Source organism: Paenibacillus oenotherae, from assembly GCF_019443105.1.
Lineage (GTDB): Bacteria > Bacillota > Bacilli > Paenibacillales > Paenibacillaceae > Paenibacillus_Z > Paenibacillus_Z oenotherae.
This window is the reverse complement of record NZ_JAHZIJ010000001.1, coordinates 532,203-550,617: the sequence shown is the minus strand read 5'-3', so window position 1 is coordinate 550,617 and position 18,415 is coordinate 532,203. Positions and strand designations below refer to the sequence as shown.

Genomic DNA, 18,415 nt, shown 5'->3' with positions numbered 1-18,415 from the left:
GCTGTGCACAACCGCTTTCCGGGCAACCGGGAAGCGGTTTTTTTTGTTTAGCTGCATCCTGCCAAAGCAGGAAACATCGACAAAAAAAGATGGCTGGTGACGGCATGTTTAGACAGACATTGTAATAGGCTTTAACTATACTAGACACAAGCCGCTGATCCTTGTCGGAGTGCCCGGGAGCAAGCTCTGGAATGAGGATGTATGGCAGGAAGGTGAGCTGTCCTGGACGCTATCTATATCGATGTCTACTTCATGATTAATCTGCTCATTGACGGCACAACCTTGCTGATGACAGCCTGGGTTCGCCATATACGCGCCTCGTGGTGGCGGGTGCTGCTTGCCGCAGGAATTGGAGCCATGTATGCCATTCTGCTTGTCTTTCCGCCGATGTCGTTCATGTTCACGATCATCATTAAGATCATGCTGTCAATCGTGATGCTGCTGACGGCGTTCGGATTCGGCAGCATGCAGCATTTTATCCGGCATATTGGCGCTTTTTACGGGGTCAATTTTGCGGCGGCGGGGGCAGTGCTCGGGATTCATTATTTGCTTATGAGCGGGTCCAAGGAATTGTGGAATACGATGTCGTTCGTCAACGGAACGGTTCAGCCGAAGCTGCAGCTGGGCATCGTGTTTCTATTCAGCATCGTTTGTGTCGGTTTGTACATCTATCGTTCTGTCATGACGCAGCGCAAAGAAAGAGATTTGGTCACAAGCCATCTGGCGGAGGTGAAGGTTACGATTGGCGATCGTGAGCACCGGTGCATCGGTCTCATTGATACCGGCAACCAGCTGTATGAGCCGCTTACGCGAACACCCGTGATGGTCATGGAGACAACAGTCTGGCAGGAAGATCTGCCGGCTTCATGGGTGAACCGCATTCGCGAGGCGCAGGTGGATAAGCTGATTGCCGAAATGAGCGATCATGATGAGTCATTTCCACTGCAGGATCGCCTGCGGCTGGTGCCTTACCGGGGCGTTAACCGCGGTGCGCAATTTATGCTTGCTATTAAACCGGATTTCGTAGAAATTGTGCGGGAAGGCGAAAGATTTCAATCACGCAAAGTGCTAATCGGTCTGGATGCTGGTAAATTAGTCGCAGATGGGGCCTATCAGGCAATCATCCATCCATCACTATTGAACAACCGCGTCGTTATGGTCGAACCAGTTCACACTACTTCGGGGAGGGATGGAGTCGCATGCTCGTCAAATGGAAATTAGTCCTGCAGTTATATTATTATCGCGTTTTGTTTTTATTCGGGCTCAAGAGCGAGGAAATTTATTATATCGGTGGAAGTGAAGCACTGCCGCCGCCGCTCACACGGGAAGAAGAGGAATATTTGCTTGAAAAGCTGCCCTCCGGGGATACCGCTATTCGGGCTATGCTGATTGAGAGAAACCTGCGTCTAGTCGTTTATATCGCCAGAAAGTTCGAGAATACGGGCATTAATATCGAGGATTTGGTATCTATTGGAGCTATTGGTCTAATTAAAGCAGTCAACACCTTCGATCCGGAGAAGAAGATCAAGCTGGCTACCTACGCATCGCGCTGTATCGAGAATGAAATTCTTATGTATTTGCGCCGGAACAACAAGACGCGTACAGAGGTTTCGTTCGATGAACCGCTTAACATTGACTGGGACGGTAACGAGCTGCTGCTCTCTGACGTGCTCGGGACCGAGAACGATACGATTTACCGCAATATTGAAGAGCAGGTCGACCGCAAGCTGCTGCACAAGGCGCTCGACAAGCTGACTGACCGGGAACGAACGATTATGGAGCTCAGGTTCGGGCTTGCTGACGGGGAAGAGAAGACGCAGAAGGATGTGGCGGACCTGCTCGGTATTTCGCAATCCTACATCTCGCGATTGGAGAAACGGATTATTAAACGGCTCCGCAAGGAATTCAACAAAATGGTGTAGCCGAAGCAGGAGCGGAATAAAAAAATATTGTCCAAAAGAGAGCGCTGCCAGTACTGACAAGCAGCGACAGAAACGGCTTTTCCGGCTTTTATTCCAGCGGAGGGGCCGTTTTTATTTCGGAATAAAATGGGGGGACGGGGAGATACTGTACATTAATGTTTCTCCTTGGGAGGTAATCACGTTGACCCGAAACAAAGTCGAGATTTGTGGAGTGGATACCGCGAAACTGCCTGTTTTGACTAATGCTGAAATGCGAGAGCTGTTCACCGCATTACAAACGAACAATGAATGGGCGGCAAGAGAGAAATTGGTCAATGGTAATTTGCGATTGGTGCTGAGCGTCATTCAACGCTTCAATAACCGAGGAGAATTTGTCGATGACCTGTTTCAAGTGGGCTGTATTGGATTGATGAAGGCGATCGATAACTTCGATCTGGGCCAGAATGTGAAATTTTCGACTTATGCGGTGCCGATGATTATCGGTGAAATCCGCCGCTATCTTCGGGACAACAACCCGATCCGCGTCTCTCGCAGCTTGCGGGATATCGCATACAAGGCGCTGCAGGTGCGGGATAGCTTGACGAACAGAAACTCAAGAGAGCCGACGATTCTGGAAATATCCGAAGCGCTTAACGTTCCTAAGGAGGACGTAGTGTTCGCGCTTGATGCGATTCAAGACCCGGTCTCATTGTTCGAACCGATTTATCATGACGGAGGCGATCCCATCTATGTCATGGACCAGATCAGCGATGACAAGAACAAGGATGTCTCCTGGATCGAAGAGATCGCGCTGCGCGAAGCGATGCAGAAGCTCAATGACCGGGAAAAAATGATATTGTCCATGCGGTTCTTCGAAGGTAAAACCCAAATGGAGGTAGCCGATGAGATCGGCATCTCACAGGCACAGGTATCCAGGCTGGAGAAATCGGCCATCCAACAAATGCAGAAGCATGTTAAATCGTGAAACGGCGCGCTCTGCGCCGTTTTTTAGCTTGTTTAAACGGGAAGCGAAGCATCTCCAGCCCGCGTTCAATCGTGGATCGGAGGTGCTTTGTCAGCTTCAGGATGACTTTTTCAGCGATGACAGGACATTTTGCCCATTGTGAACATATAGTATAAAAAAGGGTGTTTGGACGCAAACTCTGACGGAAACGTGGTGAGCGGTGAGTTGAAAATATCCGATTTTCAAACGAAGGATGTTATTAATATCGTGGATGGCCGCAAGCTCGGGCAAGTGAGTGATCTGGAGCTTGATCTTAGGCAGGGGCGGATCGATTCTATTGTGGTTCCGAACTATACAAAATTTTTCGGCCTGTTCGGCGGCGGCGGTACCGATGTGATCATTCCCTGGCGGAATATTGTCAAGATCGGCACTGATGTTGTGCTTGTGCGGATCGATGACACGAAGGCGTACCGCGGTGATGAGGACGAGGCACAGGCACGCTGACCCGTTCATCGTTGCTAGGCTCATGCGGGTGATGATCCGGGATTCACTCGCATGAGAGACCGCTGCTGTGGTACACTTGTGGCGAGGTGAGAGCTGGATGGAAGCTTTTCGACGTATGGATGCAGCGAAGGGGCCTTCGCTTTTTTTAATAGAGAAATGGATGGATGCTGATGCCCGTCTGACGAGCGGATTCACCAGCCGTCTCGGCGGGAGCAGCAGTAATCCCTGGACATCGCTCAATTGCGGACTGCATGTTGGCGATGCCGATGAAGACGTTGTGCGCAACCGGCAGCTTGTTGCCGAAGCGCTGGAATGGCCGTTCGAAGCCTGGACATGCGCGGAGCAGGTGCATGGCAGCCATGTTCACAAGGTAACCATTGATGACCGTGGCAGGGGACGCAGCAGCCGGGATACGGCAATCGCGGATACCGATGCGCTCATAACAGGGGAGAAGGATGTGCTGCTGGCTTCATTCTATGCCGATTGTGTGCCGCTCTATTATTATGATCCGGTACGAGAAGTGATAGCGCTGGCACATGCAGGATGGAAGGGCACCGTACTCGAGATAGCCCGGGAGACTGCCGGGGCGATGCAGCGTGAATTCGGCTGCAGGGCGGAGGATATTCGCGCCGCAATCGGACCGTCGATCGGGGGCTGCTGCTACGAGGTGGACAGCGTTGTTCTGGAGCGTGTTGAACCGCTGGTTCGTGATCTTGCAGACAAGCAATCCCGATACGGAGCCTCTTTCGAGTCCATGGTGGCGGGTTCGGGGGAAGGAAAAGCGCATATAAACTTGAAAGAAATAAACCGACAGATTATGATAAAAGCAGGAATTTTGCCGATCAATATCGAAATGACTGAGTGGTGTACCGGCTGTTCGACCGATATTTTCTTTTCCCATCGTATGGAAGGAGGAGCTACCGGGCGAATGGCAAGCTGGATTGGCATGAGAAGAGGTGAAGCGCGCACGTGACATTATCAGAGCGTATTGAAACTGTAGAGCGTCGGCTTTACGAAGCATGCTTGCGCAGCGGCAGAAGCAGAGAAGACATTGAGATTATAGCGGTGACCAAATATGTCGGCATCGAGCAGACGGAGGAGACACTCCGCCATGGGCTGCGTCATCTAGGAGAGAACCGGTGGCAGGATGCCTCTGCCAAGTGGAATGCGATCAGCGGTGCTGCCGCCCAGGGAGATGGCGGGTCATCTCCTGATGGACAAGCCATCTGGCACTTTATTGGTTCGCTGCAGACAAACAAGGTGAAGGACGTCGTAGGTAAATTTACATATATACATTCACTGGACAGGCCTTCGCTTGCCAGGGCGATTCAGAATCGCGCGGAGCAGCTTGGCATTGTAGTTCCTTGCTTCATACAGGTCAATGTGTCTGGCGAGGACAGCAAGCATGGATTGGCTCCAGAGGGGTTGACGGAATTTGCGCGAGTGGTGGCGGATATGCCGAATATCGAACCAATCGGGCTGATGACGATGGCGCCATTGGATGGGGATGCGGAAGAATCTAGGCCTGTATTTCGCGGCTTGCGGCAGCTTAGGGATGAGCTCAATGCCGCAGCGGTACTCAGGAAGCAGGCGAATGGATTGTCGATGGGGATGTCGGGCGATTTTGAGGTGGCGGTAGAAGAGGGTGCTACATGGCTGAGGCTTGGTACCATACTAGTTGGGAGGAATACGATATGAGCGTTATGAACAAGTTTATGAATTTTCTCGGGCTGCAGGAGGAAGAGGAAGTGGTTGATCGTGAAAGAATAGATCAGCATGAAGAGCAAGAGCATGAAACCTCTCCGTTCGAAGCACGTAAACAAACAACAAAGAGCAATAATGTTGTCAGCATTCATTCCCAGAAGAACGTGCGTGTCATTCTGAATGAGCCGCGTTCCTATGATGAAGCGCAAGAAATCGCCGATCACCTGCGTTCGCGCCGGTCAGTTGTCGTGAATCTGCAGCGGGTGCGCACGGATCAGGCCGTCCGGATTGTGGATTTCCTGAGCGGTACGATCTACGCGCTTAGCGGCAGCATATCGAAGCTGGGCCCTAATATTTTCCTGTGCACGCCGGAATCGGTTGAAATTCAAGGTGCTATTTCTGAAATGCTGGCAGACGAGATTGACTACAAAAAAATGAGGTGACCTTGAGTTGGATCAAGTTGAATCTTTTGTTACAACGCTAGTTAGTATATACCGAATTATGATCATCGGCTACATCCTGCTCTCGTGGCTTCCTAATGCAAGAGAGAGCTTTATCGGCGAATGGCTGGGCAAGCTGGTTGAGCCTTACCTGACGCCGTTCAGACGTGTTATTCCGCCGATCGGCGGCATGCTTGATATTTCACCAATTGTCGCATTGCTGGCCCTGCAGTTCGTGGCCATGGGGATTATCGCGATTATCGGTATTTTTGTGTAATGAAGAACGAGCTGTATGTGCATTTTCATCCGGATGAGCGTCCGTTCGTCGATCGTGTGTCTGAATGGATCGAGCGAGCAGCCCATGGACATGAGCTGAAACGAACGGATTTCCTTGATCCGCGTCAAAGAGACATTGTTGCAAGCCTGGTCAACCGCCAGCCCGATATTCAGCTCAGGCTGATGGGCGGCTATGAAGGGGCGGAGCGCCAACGTGCGATTATTGCTCCGGATTACCGCATTCTGGATGAGGAGCCGGAAGGGATTGCGCTTCTGAAGATTAGCGGCGGATCGCAAGGGCATCTGGAGCTTGATCATGGCGATTACTTGGGAGCGCTGCTGGGGCTTGGCATTAAACGGGATCGTATAGGCGATCTGCATGTTCATGAAGAGTTCTGCCATTGTCTGATTGCGGAAGAGATTGCCGATTATCTGAACATTCATTTGCGGCAAGTCCACCGGGTTCATGTCCTGACGGACATCATCCCTCTAGCCGATCTGCAGGCAGCAGAGACGGAGCTCGAGGAAATGAACTTGTCGGTGGCTTCTTTGCGTCTTGACGGAATCGCCAGCGATGTATACCGGATCAGCCGCTCCAAGATCGTCGAGCCTATCCGTGCCGGCAGATGCAGAGTGAACTGGAAGGTGGAGGAGGATCCGTCGGCTCCTCTCAAGGACGGGGATGTGATTTCGTTCAAAGGATTAGGCAGATTCCGCGTACTGCACGTCGAGGGTGTAAGCAAAAAAGGCAGGGTTCGCGTCAAAATCGGTAAATTTAAATAAAAGGTTGCAGGATTTTGTGCGGAGTTGTCGAATCCTAAATGGAATAATCACGCCTTTATTCAGCGTGCTGCGGGGTCGGCTGCAGCATTCCGCGATAGCCAGCTTATCTTTACGAATGAAGTCTTACTTCGAAAACTCTTAGGAGGTGCGCCAATGCCGCTTACGCCATTGGACATACATAACAAGGAATTCGGCCGTCGTCTGCGCGGTTATGATGAAGATGAAGTGAATGAGTTTCTGGATCAGGTGATTAAAGATTATGAGACGCTCATTCGCGAGAATAAAGAGATGCAGAATCAATCGCTTGCGCTTCAGGAGAAGCTGAATCATTTTGCGAACATTGAGGAAACGCTGAGCAAAACGATCATCGTCGCCCAGGAAGCAGCAGATGAGCTGAAAAGCAACTCCAAGAAGGAAGCGCAGCTTATTCTCAAGGAAGCGGAGAAGAATGCGGATCGCATCATTAACGAAGCATTGGCGAAATCCCGCAAGGTAGCCTTGGAAGTGGAAGAGCTCAAGAAGCAAGCTTCGATCTATCGCGCACGGTTCCGGACCCTTGTCGAAGCGCAGCTTGAGCTGCTCGGCCTGGAGGGCTGGGATTCACTTGAGGGCGGCAGCGCTGCTGCTAGCGAGCATATACAGTCGCGGGACTAATCTGGCCTCATAGATCCGAATTGACAATCGATTGCGAATGTCGTATAACTAGAACTATTAATGCTAAACAAGTTAATTTCGTTGACGAGAACAAGTACGCTAATGATGACTGCTCCCCAGAGAACCGGCCTTGTGCTGAAAGCCGGTGTGCAGACCGTGGCGGAATATCCTCTCTGAGAAGCCGCGCCGAAACCGCAAGCCGCAGCCGAGCTGCTGGCGCAACCTACTAAGCGCTGCCGGATGTCCACCGTTACGGGGACCGCGGATTTATAGATCCGTGACTAAGGTGCCGAATGATTGATGGCGCAGCTCTTCGCATCCGATGCGATGACGGCTGCTGCGGTTCATGAATCGGAACAAGGGTGGTAACGCGAGCAAGCCTCGTCCCTTTACAGGGATGGGCTTTTTTTGTTTTATCAGCGAATAGGGATGCGAAAGGGGATTGGCTGCAATGGAACGCGTGGATGTGAAGGAACGGGCAAGAGCCCGTGATTTGAGAGTACTGGCAAAGTGGCGGGCGGAGGATACGTTCAAGCGATCCATCGACCACCGCGAGGGAAAACCGAATTTTGTGTTCTATGAAGGTCCGCCTACAGCGAATGGAGCGCCGCATATCGGCCACGTTCTGGGACGGGTTATTAAAGATTTCATCTGCCGCTACAAGACGATGTCGGGCTATCGCGTCGTCCGTAAAGCAGGCTGGGATACGCATGGACTGCCGGTTGAGCTGGGCGTGGAGAAGCAGCTCGGTATCTCCGGCAAGCAGGAGATCGAGAATTACGGCATTGAGGCTTTCGTGAAGAAGTGCAAGGATAGTGTGTTCGAATATGAGCGCCAATGGCGGGAATTGACGGAAGCGATCGGCTATTGGACGAATATGGATGATCCCTACATTACGCTGGATAACAATTACATCGAAAGTGTATGGCATATTCTGTCGAACATTCATGAGAAGGGGCTCCTCTACAGAGGCCACCGTGTCAGCCCGTACTGTCCTTGCTGTCAGACAACGCTCAGCTCGCATGAGGTCGCGCAGGGCTATGAGGATGTCAAGGATTTGAGCGCAACGGTGAAATTCAAGCTGGTCGATTCCGATGCTTCTATACTGGCCTGGACGACTACTCCATGGACGCTGCCCGCCAACGTAGCGCTCGCTGTCAATCCTGCGCTGGACTATGTGCGGGTCAAGCAGGACGGCGAAGTATACATTATGGCAGCAGGCCTGGTGGAAAGTGTCATGAAAGGCGAATACGAGATCCAGTCTACAGTTAAGGGCGCAGAACTGGTTGGTATGAAGTATGAGCCGCCATTCTCCTATGCCAAGCTGGAAAAGGCTCATGTGGTCATTCCGGGTGATTTTGTCAGCGATACGAGCGGGACGGGTATCGTTCATATCGCTCCGGCACATGGTGAGGATGACTATAAGGTTGCCCGCCAGAACGGCATCGACTTCCTGAATGTCATCGATGGCAGAGGACGCTACAATGAAGAGATTACGGAGCTTGCCGGACGCTTCGTCAAGGATTGCGACATCGACATTGTCAAAATGCTCAGCGAGCGCTCGCTGCTCTTCTCGAAGGAGCGCTATGAGCACAGCTATCCGTTCTGTTGGCGCTGCAAATCACCGCTGCTTTATTATGCGACGGAGAGCTGGTTCATCAAGACGACCGATGTGAAAGAACAGCTCATCGCCAATAACAGTGAAGTAGACTGGTATCCCGGCCATCTGCGTGAAGGGCGCTTCGGCAAATTTCTGGAGGATCTTGTAGACTGGAATATTAGCCGCAACCGCTACTGGGGCACGCCGCTTAATGTGTGGGTGTGCGAGAGCTGCGGCGGGCAGCATGCGCCTGGCAGCAGAGCGGATCTTGCCGCAAGATCGGTTGAGCCGATCTCGCCGGATATTGAGCTGCATAAGCCATATGTCGATGAAGTGAAGCTGAATTGTCCGCATTGTGAAGGCGGCGTCATGACACGCACCTCGGAAGTGATCGACGTCTGGTTCGACAGCGGCTCAATGCCTTTTGCACAGCAGCATTATCCGTTCCAGAACGAGGCGGCATTCCAGGATCAATACCCGGCGGACATTATCTGCGAAGGCATCGATCAGACGCGGGGCTGGTTCTTCAGTCTGTTGGCAGTATCAACGCTTTATAACGGCAAGGCGCCTTATAAAGCAGTATTGTCCACAGGACATATTCTTGATGAGAATGGGCAGAAGATGTCCAAGTCCAAGGGAAATGTTATCGACCCATGGGAGATTATCAATGAATACGGCACCGATGCGTTCCGCTGGGCACTTCTGGCGGACAGCGCGCCATGGAACAGCAAGCGCTTCTCCCGCGGCATCGTTGGCGAAGCGAAGTCCAAGGTGATCGATACGATTGTCAATACACACGCATTCTTCGCGCTTTATGCATCCATTGACGGCTACGATCCGCAGACGCAGCCCCAGCGTGTATCCGGCGTGAAGCTGGACCGCTGGATCGTGTCTCGTCTGAACAGCTTGGTTCGTCAAGTGAACAAGGGACTCGTCGCGTATGATTTCTTGAATGCCGCCAAGGTAATTGAGACATTCGTGGACGAGATGAGCAACTGGTACATTCGCCGCTCGCGCGACCGCTTCTGGGGCAGCGGATTGACCGAAGACAAGCTGGATGCATATGGAACGCTTCGTCAGGTGCTGCTCACGCTGTCTCGCCTGATTGCTCCATTCGCGCCGTTGCTGGCTGAGGATGTGTACAGCAACCTGGGCGGAGGCAGCGAGAGTGTTCATCTGGCCGACTATCCTGTGGCGGATGAAGGGGCGATTGACGAGACGCTGGAGCGCGACATGGAGACGGCCCGCGGAATCGTGGAGCTGGCCCGCAACGTCCGCAATGAAACGGGCATCAAGACCCGTCAGCCGCTATCGGAGCTTATCGTAGCGCTTGATCGCGATTTTGAATTGTCTCCCTACGAGGACATCATTAAGGACGAGATCAATGTCAAGACGATCACGATTGCAAGCGGGGACAGCGGCTTCGTTGATTTCTCCTTCAAGCTGAACTTGAAGACCGCAGGCAAGAAGTATGGCAAGCTGGTAGGGCCGATTCAAGCGTATTTGAAGACGCTGACTGCCGATGAGACGCGGGCGACGGTTCAGCGCGGAGAGCTGGCCTATGCTGCGGAGGGTGGCGAGACCATTGCAATTGTACTGGAGGAGCTGCTCGTCGAGAAGCATGCCAAGTCCGGCTTCGCCTCAGCCTCCGGCAACCAGCTGACGGTTGCGCTTAATACGGATATTACACCGGAGCTGGAGCAGGAAGGCCTTGTCCGCGAAGTAATCCGCGCTGTTCAGGATACGCGGAAGAAGCTTGATTTTGCTATTGAGAAGCGGGTTCATCTCCTGCTTGACGTAGACGATGAGCTGCTGGCTGCGCTGCGGGCATTCGAGAACATCCTCTTCCAGAACGTGCTGCTGAGCGGAGTTGAATACGGCAGCAGGGAAGGCATGGAGCGCGTTCAATTGGGCGATAAAGAAATTGGAATTCTAATCGCCGATTAAGGGAATACTCCACCATACAGCTGTCAAATAACGAACGCCCATGCGATAAATGCCGGCAAGCGGAGCAAATCCGCTGCGGCGTTGCACGGGCGTTTGTTATTGCCGGCCCTAAGACCGGGGACTGATGTCTTGCTGGAGGTTGCTGATGACTGAAGAGAAGAAAGAACTGGCAGCGATGCGGCGTATTGCAGATTCGCTTAATAATCGGCTGGAGAAGGTAGCTATTGATCTGGAGCGGTCACAGATGGCGGAATATGTGGACCTGCTGAACAGGCCTTTTTCGCTTATATGGCGCAATTTGGTGGCAGGCACAGCGAGAGGTGTCGGCATCGCGATTGGATTCACGTTTTTTGCCGCGACAATTCTATATGTGCTTCAACTGCTTGGCGCCCTGAATCTGCCTATCATTGGCGACTACATCGCTGATATTGTACGCATTGTACAGCATCAATTGGAGGGCAAAGCATATTAATGGAATAGGGAGAGGGGCAGAAGTCTATGCTTGCTCCAGCCCGTGATCGCCTTCCTCATGATCCATATAATCGTAATAGGCCTGGTTGCGGATGACGCACACGTGGGTGCCTGTTATATCGGTTGCCAGGAAGCTCTCTAACGGCTCCACATAACCATCGGCTTCATCGGTTTCAATGCCGATGTCATCGTAGGATGCAGCATTGCGGTTCTCCGACATTGCCGGCGAGTCGGAATTCCCCCATTGCTCGACAATTTGCCAGGCGTCCTCGCCATCGAAGCCGTTGTAGCCTTCGCGCTCATCCATGCTGGAGCGGCCAAAGGGGGGCATCAGATACTGCTCTTCGATTGGTCTGCGATCCGACGGCTCCTGCCTTGGCGCGTGATTAATGCAGTACAGGGTATCAGGCAGTGCTTGAAGACGGGCATATGGTATAGCCTCGCCACAGGTCAGGCAAGTTCCATATTCGCCATTGTCCATGGCGGATAATGCGGCGTCAATCCGGCTAAGGCGCAGATCCTCCTGCTCCAGCAGCGCAATATCTTTGCCGCGCTCATACAGTTCGGTTGCGATATCCGCAGGATGGTTGTCAATCGTGGATAATTCTCCCGTTTCATCTCTCTGTGAGGAAGCCAGTCCATAATGCTCGCTGCTTGCCAGCCGTTTCTCTGTATCATTTTTGTCGGATTCCAGACGTCTGCGCAGATGAAGGACCTGTTTATGGCTAAGATGGGACATAAGCTAAGCTGCACTTCCTTTCTGTCATTTCTCTGAGTGCGGGTTCGTAATGCCTTTAGCTTTTGCATCTCGGTTCTATTTTACATAAGGGCATGAATGGACGATCTGGAATTGCTAGTATGACGAAGGGTGAATGTGCTACAATGTGTTTGGAAAAGGGGGACGAAGAGGTGAAATTTTATTACTATTGGATTGCCTTGATTGTATTTGTAGTTGACTACATAACGAAGAAGATGATCGAGAACGGGCTTGAAATCGGTGAGAAAATTAAAGTGCTGGGCGATTTCTTCATCATAACCTCGCACCGCAACAAGGGCGCTGCCTTTGGCATTTTGCAGGAGCAGACGGTATTTTTTATCTGTATTACACTTCTTGTCGTCACAGGTATTGTCTGGTATATATATACGAACCGGAATTCCGGCAAAACGATGCTGTTGATCGGCTTAGGGCTTGTACTGGGCGGAGCCTTCGGGAATTTTCTTGACCGGGCGCTGTACGGGGAAGTTGTTGATTTTCTGCAATTCACTTTCGGAAGCTACGTGTTCCCGATCTTCAATGTGGCGGATTCGGGTATCGTATGCGGGGCAGGACTAATTATATTGGATGCATTTCTCTCCATGAAAAATGAGAACGGGGATTCGAATGAGCGAAATAAACGAGATGAGCATGAAGAACGTGAAGGACAGCAGCCGATCCAGTGAGGAGACGCTCGAATTTATCGTAAGCGAGAATGAAGCCGGACAGCGGCTTGACAAATACGTAACGGACAACCTTGAAGACGGGGCAGCCGTATCCAGAACGCAGGTGCAGGACTGGCTAAAGTCGGGCGCTGTGCAGGTGAATGGACGGCAAGTGAAGGCCAATTACAAGATCGCGGCAGCGGATACGTTGACGGTTGTTATTCCCGAGCCGGTTACAGCCGTAATTGAAGCGGAGGATATTCCGCTCGATGTGGTGTATGAGGATAGCGACGTTATCGTCATCAATAAGCCAAGGGGCATGGTGGTGCACCCTGCTCTGGGCCATTATTCGGGAACCGTTGTTAATGCGCTTATGCATCACTGCAACGATTTGTCCGGCATTAATGGCGTGATGCGTCCTGGTATTGTGCACCGGATCGACAAGGATACCTCCGGCCTCATCATGGCGGCCAAGAATGATCTGGCGCATGCCTCGCTCGCCGAGCAGTTGAAAGCACATACCGTGACGCGGAAGTATATGGCGCTCGTTCATGGCAATGTGCCGCATGAGCATGGAACGGTCGATGCGCCAATCGGGCGTGATCCGCATGACCGCAAGCTGTTCACGGTTACAGACCGCGGCAGCAAGCATGCGGTGACGCATTTTGCAGTTGTTGAGCGGATCGGCGGCGATTTCACATTGCTGGAGCTGCAGCTGGAGACCGGGCGCACCCATCAAATTCGTGTCCATATGAAATACATCGGATACCCGCTTGCTGGAGATCCTGTATATGGACGGAACAAAACAATCGGTCTGAAAGGACAGGCGCTGCATGCGGCCGTTCTTGGTTTTGTACATCCGCGCACAGGTGCCGATATTCTGCTGGAGGCTCCGATTCCGGAGGACATGGAGCGGGAGCTGGCGATACTTAGATCCCGCTAGCCGGGCATGGCGGGAGAGCGTGCGTTCAGCAGCGGCAGCGGTAAGCCGATGTTGGCGTGCCCATGAATCGACAGCTGATTCAAATTGAGAAATGGTCAAAAGTGCAAACTTTTGGCCATTTTCTTTATTATGTTGAATTGCTGAAGTGCGTTATGATGAAAGCAATTGTTGCATGAAAAAAAATCAGGCTCAATCTTTAAATCAGGGGATGACTTGCGTGCGAACAGAGCGGAGGGTCGGAGGGATTCTGGAGAAACGGCAGTGTTCGCCTTTAAAGCCCGATTTCGACCTATGATCACCGTGCAATTAAGTAATCGGGCTTTAACAGCGATCGGAAGAGCCCTCCGAACCCGCAGCGGCACGGTTCACGGCCGTCAACCACTGATTTTCGTAGTGAGCCAAAAAATAAGCCATAGAAAGGTGAGAAAATACAAATGACACAAATCAATCATTATTATACAGAGCTGCAAGGAAGCTACCTGTTCTCAGAAATTGCGAAAAGACGCACCAAGTTTATGGAGGAGAATCCGAATGCCGGCATTATTAGCCTCGGCATTGGCGACGTAACGCGCGGACTGCCTGAAGCAGTCGTGAAGGCGATGCATGCTGCGGTTGACGAATTGGCAAGTCCGGGCTCGTTCCGTGGCTACGGACCGGAGCAAGGCTATGATTTTCTCGTACAAGCGATCATCGAGAATGACTACAAGGCTCGCGGCATCGATATTGCAAGCAATGAAGTGTTCGTCAGCGATGGCTCCAAGTGCGATGTCGGCAATATTCAGGAGATCTTCAGCCAGGATGCGATTGTAGCTGTTCAAGATCCTGTATATCCGGTTTATGTAGATACGAACGTTATGGCAGGCCGTTCAGGCAAATTTAACAAGGAAACGAACCGGTACGAGAACATTGTATATCTGCCTTGCAGCGCAGAGAACAACTTCACGCCAAGCCTTCCGGACCGCAAGGTGGACCTGATCTATCTCTGTTACCCGAACAATCCGACAGGCATGACGCTCACGAAGGAAGAGCTCAAGCGCTGGGTTGATTATGCCAAAGCGAATGATTGCATCATTCTCTACGATTCGGCTTATGAGGCGTTCATTCAAGAGAAGGACGTTCCGCGCAGCATTTATGAGATCGAAGGCGCACGCGAGGTCGCGATCGAATTCCGCAGCTTCTCCAAGACGGCTGGCTTCACGGGTGTTCGCTGTGCTTATACGGTTGTACCGCGTGAGGTGCAAGCGAAGGATGCGGGCGGCAATACCGTAAAAGTCAATGATCTGTGGAACCGCCGCCATACGACCAAGTTCAATGGTGTATCTTATGTAACGCAGCGTGGAGCAGCAGCGATCTACACACCGGAAGGCAAAGCGCAAATTGCATCCATCGTTGACTACTATATGACGAATGCGCGGATTATCCGTGACGGTCTGGCTTCTCTTGGCCTTGAAGTATTCGGCGGTGTTAACGCGCCTTACATCTGGCTCAAAACGCCAAATGGCCTGGATTCATGGGCATTCTTCGATAAGCTGCTGTCTGAAGCCAACATTGTCGGAACACCTGGCGTTGGTTTCGGTCAGAGCGGTCAAGGCTACTTCCGCTTGACAGCGTTCGGAAGCCTTGAGAATACGGAGAAGGCAGTAGAACGGATTACAAAGCTGAGCCTGTAAGTGGCGGCGGCAGCTTCGGCAGAAGTGTGCAAGTAATTAATCGCGAAGTATTGACATCAAATGTCGAACGTGGGATAATTCTTTTGATAAACAGCAGTACCTTTAACTCAGTCCAGAGAGGCTGGCAAGGTAGCGTGAATAATTGAATCCCGCGAATAGATTGGACGGACCGCTGGCGCCTTGCGCGCAAGCGGTGCTTGTCTGAACTCCAGCGTGTGATTCATGTGAATTACGCACTCCTTGCGCTTGCCCGCAAGGAGTTTTTTTGTGTGAATGTAGCTCGTTTGGGCTGGAGGAGGCGGACAACGCACATGGATGAGGAACATCGGATCATCATGGACGAGACAGCGATCCGCCGGGCGCTTACTCGAATCGCGCATGAAATTGTCGAGAAGAACAAAGGCATCGACGACTGCGTCCTGATCGGGATCCGTACCCGGGGCATCTATCTCGCGGAACGGCTGGCGGAGCGGATTCATGAAATTGAAGGACGTCCCGTTGATGTGCATGAGCTGGACATTACCTCTTACCGTGACGACCGCAAAGCTGTGAAGGCTGGGGGGGAGGGCGCAGCGCCCTCCCAATCGGGACCGGACACCATAGTCAAGCCGACGAACGTACAGGACAAGCGGGTAATATTGTTCGACGATGTGCTGTACACCGGACGAACGATAAGAGCTGCGATGGACGCGCTGATGGACTGCGGCCGGCCGCAAAATATTCAACTGGCGGTACTCGTTGACCGCGGACATCGCGAGCTGCCCATCCGTCCGGATTATGTGGGCAAGAATGTACCGACCTCCAAGCAGGAGCAAATTGTCGTGTCGCTGCAAGAAGTGGATGATGAAGATCAAGTCACTATAATCCATCAGAGGGGGCAGACAGGATGACCATTACAACTTTGAAACAACGCAGCTTGCTTGGACTAAAGGATTTAAGCAAGGAAGAAATTATATCGATACTTGATCGCGCAGCTTACTGGGAAGCGCAGCCGGATAAAGTGAAGCCGGTGCTGCAGGGCAAGTTTGTGGCCAATATGTTCTTCGAGAACAGCACGCGGACGAGATTCTCCTTCGAGGTTGCGGAGAAACGGCTTGGCGCAGAAGTGCTTAACTTCTCAGCAGCAGTCTCCAGCGTACAGAAGGGCGAATCCATCTACGATACGGTGCGCACGCTGGAATCGATGGGGATTGATGCAGGCGTTATCCGCCTCAAGCCAATTGGAGTGCTGGCCGATCTTGCTACAAAAATCAAGGTGCCGCTTATTAATGCCGGTGACGGCAATAATGAACATCCGACCCAAGCTTTGCTTGATATCTATACGATGCGCAAGCATTTCGGAGAGCTTAAAGGGCTGACCGTTGCAATTGTCGGCGACATCCTGCACAGCAGGGTAGCGCGCTCCAACCTGTGGGCGCTGCAGAAGCTGGGAGTTCAAGTGCGCTTCTGCGCACCGCCGAATATGGTTGCAGCCGATCTCGCTGCGGAATATATCTCAATGGAAGAAGCATTGAAGGCAGATGTCATTATGATGCTTCGCGTGCAGCTTGAACGCCATGAGAACGGGATGATCAAGTCAGCTGAAGATTATCGCGAGCATTACGGGCTTACCGTGGAGCGGGCGCAACGATTGGCGCCGCATGCGATCATTATGCACCCTGCACCGATCAACCGGAATGTCGAGATTGACGATGAGCTAGTCGAGCATCCGCAGTCCCGCATCTTCCCGCAAATGGAGAACGGCGTGCCAGTTCGGATGGCTGTTATCGAGCGGGCGCTAGTATAAACGAACCAGAATCGCTCCAGGGCGCCGAAAGGAGAATGAAACGATGTCAGTATGGATATTGAACGGACAAGTATGGAATGAGGCAACAGAAACACTGGAGAGCAAACATGTTCGAGTAGAGAACGGTGTCATCGCAGCAATTGTGAGCGGTGCGGATGGCCAGCCGGATACGGCGGGACACGAAGTTGTTGACGCGAAAGGAATGCTCCTCTCCGCAGGCTTTATCGATATGCACGTCCATCTGCGGGAGCCGGGCTTCGAATATAAAGAGGATATTGCCAGCGGAACGCGTGCTGCGGCCAAAGGCGGCTTTACAACAATTGCATGTATGCCGAACACCAGGCCGGTGGTTGATACGCCGGAGACGATCCAGTACATACTGGATAAGACGGCTGCTGAGGGTGTTGTGCGGGTGCTGCCTTACGCGGCTATCACCAAGAATGAGCTTGGACGCGAGCTGACGGACTTTGCGGCATTGAAGGAAGCGGGCGCGATTGGCTTCACAGATGATGGCGTAGGCGTTCAGAACGCGCAGATGATGAAGGATGCAATGAGCCTGGCGGCATCGATGGGCATGCCGATCATCGCGCACTGCGAGGATGATTCGCTTGTTGTAGGCGCAGCCGTCACGGAAGGCAAGTTCGCACAGAAGCACGGGCTCAAAGGCATCCCGAACGAATCCGAAGCGATTCATGTCGGCCGCGATGTGCTGCTGGCGGAAGCAACAGGCGTACATTACCATGTTTGTCATGTGAGCACAGAGCAGTCGGTTCGCTTGATCCGCCTGGCCAAGAGCATCGGAGTGAAAGTGACTGCCGAGGTATGCCCGCATCATCTGATTCTGTCGGATGAGGATATTCCGGGACTGGATGCCAATTGGAAAATGAATCCTCCGCTCCGCACGCCGCGTGATGTGCAGGCGGTTATCGAAGGGCTTGAGGACGGTACGCTTGACATCATCGTTACCGACCATGCGCCGCACAGCGCGGAAGAGAAAGCGCGCGGCATGCAGCTGGCTCCATTCGGAATTACAGGCTTTGAGACAGCCTTCCCGCTGATGTATACGAAGTTCGTGAAGAACGGCAAATGGCCGCTAGGCTTCTTGCTCAAACGTATGACGACAGACCCTGCCCGCGTATTCGGGCTGCCGACAGGCTCATTGACGGTCGGCGCGCCTGCGGATGTAACAATTGTGGATCTGGAGGGCGAGCGCGAGGTTGACCCGCAGACCTTCGTTTCTAAAGGAAAAAACACGCCGTTTGGCGGTTGGAAATTAAATGGCTGGCCGGTGCTGACGATGGTGGGTGGCGCTGTCGTATGGTCGGAGCTGTAAGCAGGACGAATCAACTTAGA

Annotated in this window: 19 protein-coding genes and 1 other annotated feature; of the genes, 18 read left to right on the top strand and 1 reads right to left on the bottom strand. The window is 52.4% G+C overall.

What is annotated here, in order from left to right; translation table 11 throughout:
* Window positions 1-222 precede the first annotated feature (222 nt).
* The 12 genes from spoIIGA to K0T92_RS02600 all read left to right on the top strand — a co-directional run bounded on the left by spoIIGA (window position 223) and on the right by K0T92_RS02600 (window position 11,245).
* Window positions 223-1,221 (top strand): sigma-E processing peptidase SpoIIGA, encoded by a 999-nt coding sequence (gene spoIIGA, locus K0T92_RS02655; RefSeq protein ID WP_281423098.1) that lies wholly within the window; start codon window positions 223-225, stop codon window positions 1,219-1,221.
* Window positions 1,200-1,922 carry an RNA polymerase sporulation sigma factor SigE gene (gene sigE / locus K0T92_RS02650; protein WP_219870855.1) on the top strand — a complete coding sequence of 241 codons (723 nt, stop codon included), beginning with the start codon at window positions 1,200-1,202 and terminating at the stop codon, window positions 1,920-1,922. Before spoIIGA ends, sigE begins: the two co-directional genes overlap by 22 nt.
* A 181-nt stretch (window positions 1,923-2,103) precedes the next feature.
* Window positions 2,104-2,886, top strand: coding sequence for an RNA polymerase sporulation sigma factor SigG (sigG, locus tag K0T92_RS02645; protein WP_219870854.1), 783 nt, complete (start codon window positions 2,104-2,106; stop codon window positions 2,884-2,886).
* Between the two features lie 204 nt (window positions 2,887-3,090).
* The gene (locus K0T92_RS02640; protein ID WP_219870853.1) at window positions 3,091-3,369 is read left to right on the top strand and encodes a PRC-barrel domain-containing protein; all 279 of its coding nucleotides are present in this window, start codon (window positions 3,091-3,093) and stop codon (window positions 3,367-3,369) included.
* 97 nt (window positions 3,370-3,466) lie between these two features.
* Window positions 3,467-4,342, top strand: coding sequence for a peptidoglycan editing factor PgeF (gene pgeF / locus K0T92_RS02635; RefSeq protein WP_219870852.1), 876 nt, complete (start codon window positions 3,467-3,469; stop codon window positions 4,340-4,342).
* The gene (locus K0T92_RS02630) at window positions 4,339-5,067 is read left to right on the top strand and encodes a YggS family pyridoxal phosphate-dependent enzyme (protein ID WP_219870851.1); all 729 of its coding nucleotides are present in this window, start codon (window positions 4,339-4,341) and stop codon (window positions 5,065-5,067) included. The genes pgeF and K0T92_RS02630 overlap by 4 nt, the downstream gene beginning before the upstream one ends.
* Entirely contained in the window at window positions 5,064-5,516 is a 453-nt protein-coding gene (locus K0T92_RS02625) for a cell division protein SepF (RefSeq protein ID WP_219870850.1), read from the top strand. The genes K0T92_RS02630 and K0T92_RS02625 overlap by 4 nt, the downstream gene beginning before the upstream one ends.
* A 7-nt stretch (window positions 5,517-5,523) precedes the next feature.
* Entirely contained in the window at window positions 5,524-5,790 is a 267-nt protein-coding gene (locus K0T92_RS02620; RefSeq protein WP_219870849.1) for a YggT family protein, read from the top strand.
* Complete coding sequence (locus tag K0T92_RS02615) at window positions 5,790-6,572, top strand: YlmH family RNA-binding protein (RefSeq protein WP_219870848.1); 783 nt, start codon at window positions 5,790-5,792, stop codon at window positions 6,570-6,572. The genes K0T92_RS02620 and K0T92_RS02615 overlap by 1 nt, the downstream gene beginning before the upstream one ends.
* A gap of 153 nt (window positions 6,573-6,725) precedes the next feature.
* Complete coding sequence (locus K0T92_RS02610; RefSeq protein ID WP_219870847.1) at window positions 6,726-7,226, top strand: DivIVA domain-containing protein; 501 nt, start codon at window positions 6,726-6,728, stop codon at window positions 7,224-7,226.
* A 72-nt stretch (window positions 7,227-7,298) separates the two neighbouring features.
* Window positions 7,299-7,618: a binding site (T-box leader), on the top strand.
* A gap of 59 nt (window positions 7,619-7,677) precedes the next feature.
* Window positions 7,678-10,773 carry an isoleucine--tRNA ligase gene (ileS, locus tag K0T92_RS02605; protein WP_219870846.1) on the top strand — a complete coding sequence of 1,032 codons (3,096 nt, stop codon included), beginning with the start codon at window positions 7,678-7,680 and terminating at the stop codon, window positions 10,771-10,773.
* Window positions 10,774-10,948: 175 nt separating this feature from the next.
* A complete protein-coding gene (locus tag K0T92_RS02600) occupies window positions 10,949-11,245 on the top strand; it encodes a DUF5665 domain-containing protein (RefSeq protein ID WP_246627863.1) in 297 nt (98 codons plus the stop codon).
* A gap of 24 nt (window positions 11,246-11,269) precedes the next feature.
* On the opposite strand, the gene K0T92_RS02595 is transcribed toward K0T92_RS02600, so the two are convergent.
* The gene (locus K0T92_RS02595; protein WP_219870844.1) at window positions 11,270-11,983 is read right to left on the bottom strand and encodes a TraR/DksA C4-type zinc finger protein; all 714 of its coding nucleotides are present in this window, start codon (window positions 11,981-11,983) and stop codon (window positions 11,270-11,272) included.
* A 170-nt stretch (window positions 11,984-12,153) separates the two neighbouring features.
* On the opposite strand from K0T92_RS02595, the gene lspA reads away from it, so the two are divergent.
* The 6 genes from lspA to K0T92_RS02565 all read left to right on the top strand — a co-directional run bounded on the left by lspA (window position 12,154) and on the right by K0T92_RS02565 (window position 18,395).
* On the top strand, window positions 12,154-12,684 hold the full coding sequence (lspA, locus tag K0T92_RS02590) for a signal peptidase II (protein WP_343223614.1): 531 nt from the start codon (window positions 12,154-12,156) through the stop codon (window positions 12,682-12,684).
* Window positions 12,626-13,606, top strand: coding sequence for an RluA family pseudouridine synthase (locus tag K0T92_RS02585; RefSeq protein ID WP_219870842.1), 981 nt, complete (start codon window positions 12,626-12,628; stop codon window positions 13,604-13,606). Before lspA ends, K0T92_RS02585 begins: the two co-directional genes overlap by 59 nt.
* A 434-nt stretch (window positions 13,607-14,040) precedes the next feature.
* A complete protein-coding gene (locus tag K0T92_RS02580; RefSeq protein ID WP_219870841.1) occupies window positions 14,041-15,276 on the top strand; it encodes an LL-diaminopimelate aminotransferase in 1,236 nt (411 codons plus the stop codon).
* Between the two features lie 311 nt (window positions 15,277-15,587).
* Window positions 15,588-16,166, top strand: a complete 579-nt coding sequence (gene pyrR / locus K0T92_RS02575; protein WP_219870840.1) for a bifunctional pyr operon transcriptional regulator/uracil phosphoribosyltransferase PyrR — start codon at window positions 15,588-15,590, stop codon at window positions 16,164-16,166.
* Window positions 16,163-17,062, top strand: a complete 900-nt coding sequence (locus K0T92_RS02570; RefSeq protein WP_219870839.1) for an aspartate carbamoyltransferase catalytic subunit — start codon at window positions 16,163-16,165, stop codon at window positions 17,060-17,062. Before pyrR ends, K0T92_RS02570 begins: the two co-directional genes overlap by 4 nt.
* 43 nt (window positions 17,063-17,105) lie before the next feature.
* Window positions 17,106-18,395, top strand: coding sequence for a dihydroorotase (locus K0T92_RS02565; protein WP_219870838.1), 1,290 nt, complete (start codon window positions 17,106-17,108; stop codon window positions 18,393-18,395).
* Window positions 18,396-18,415 lie beyond the last annotated feature (20 nt).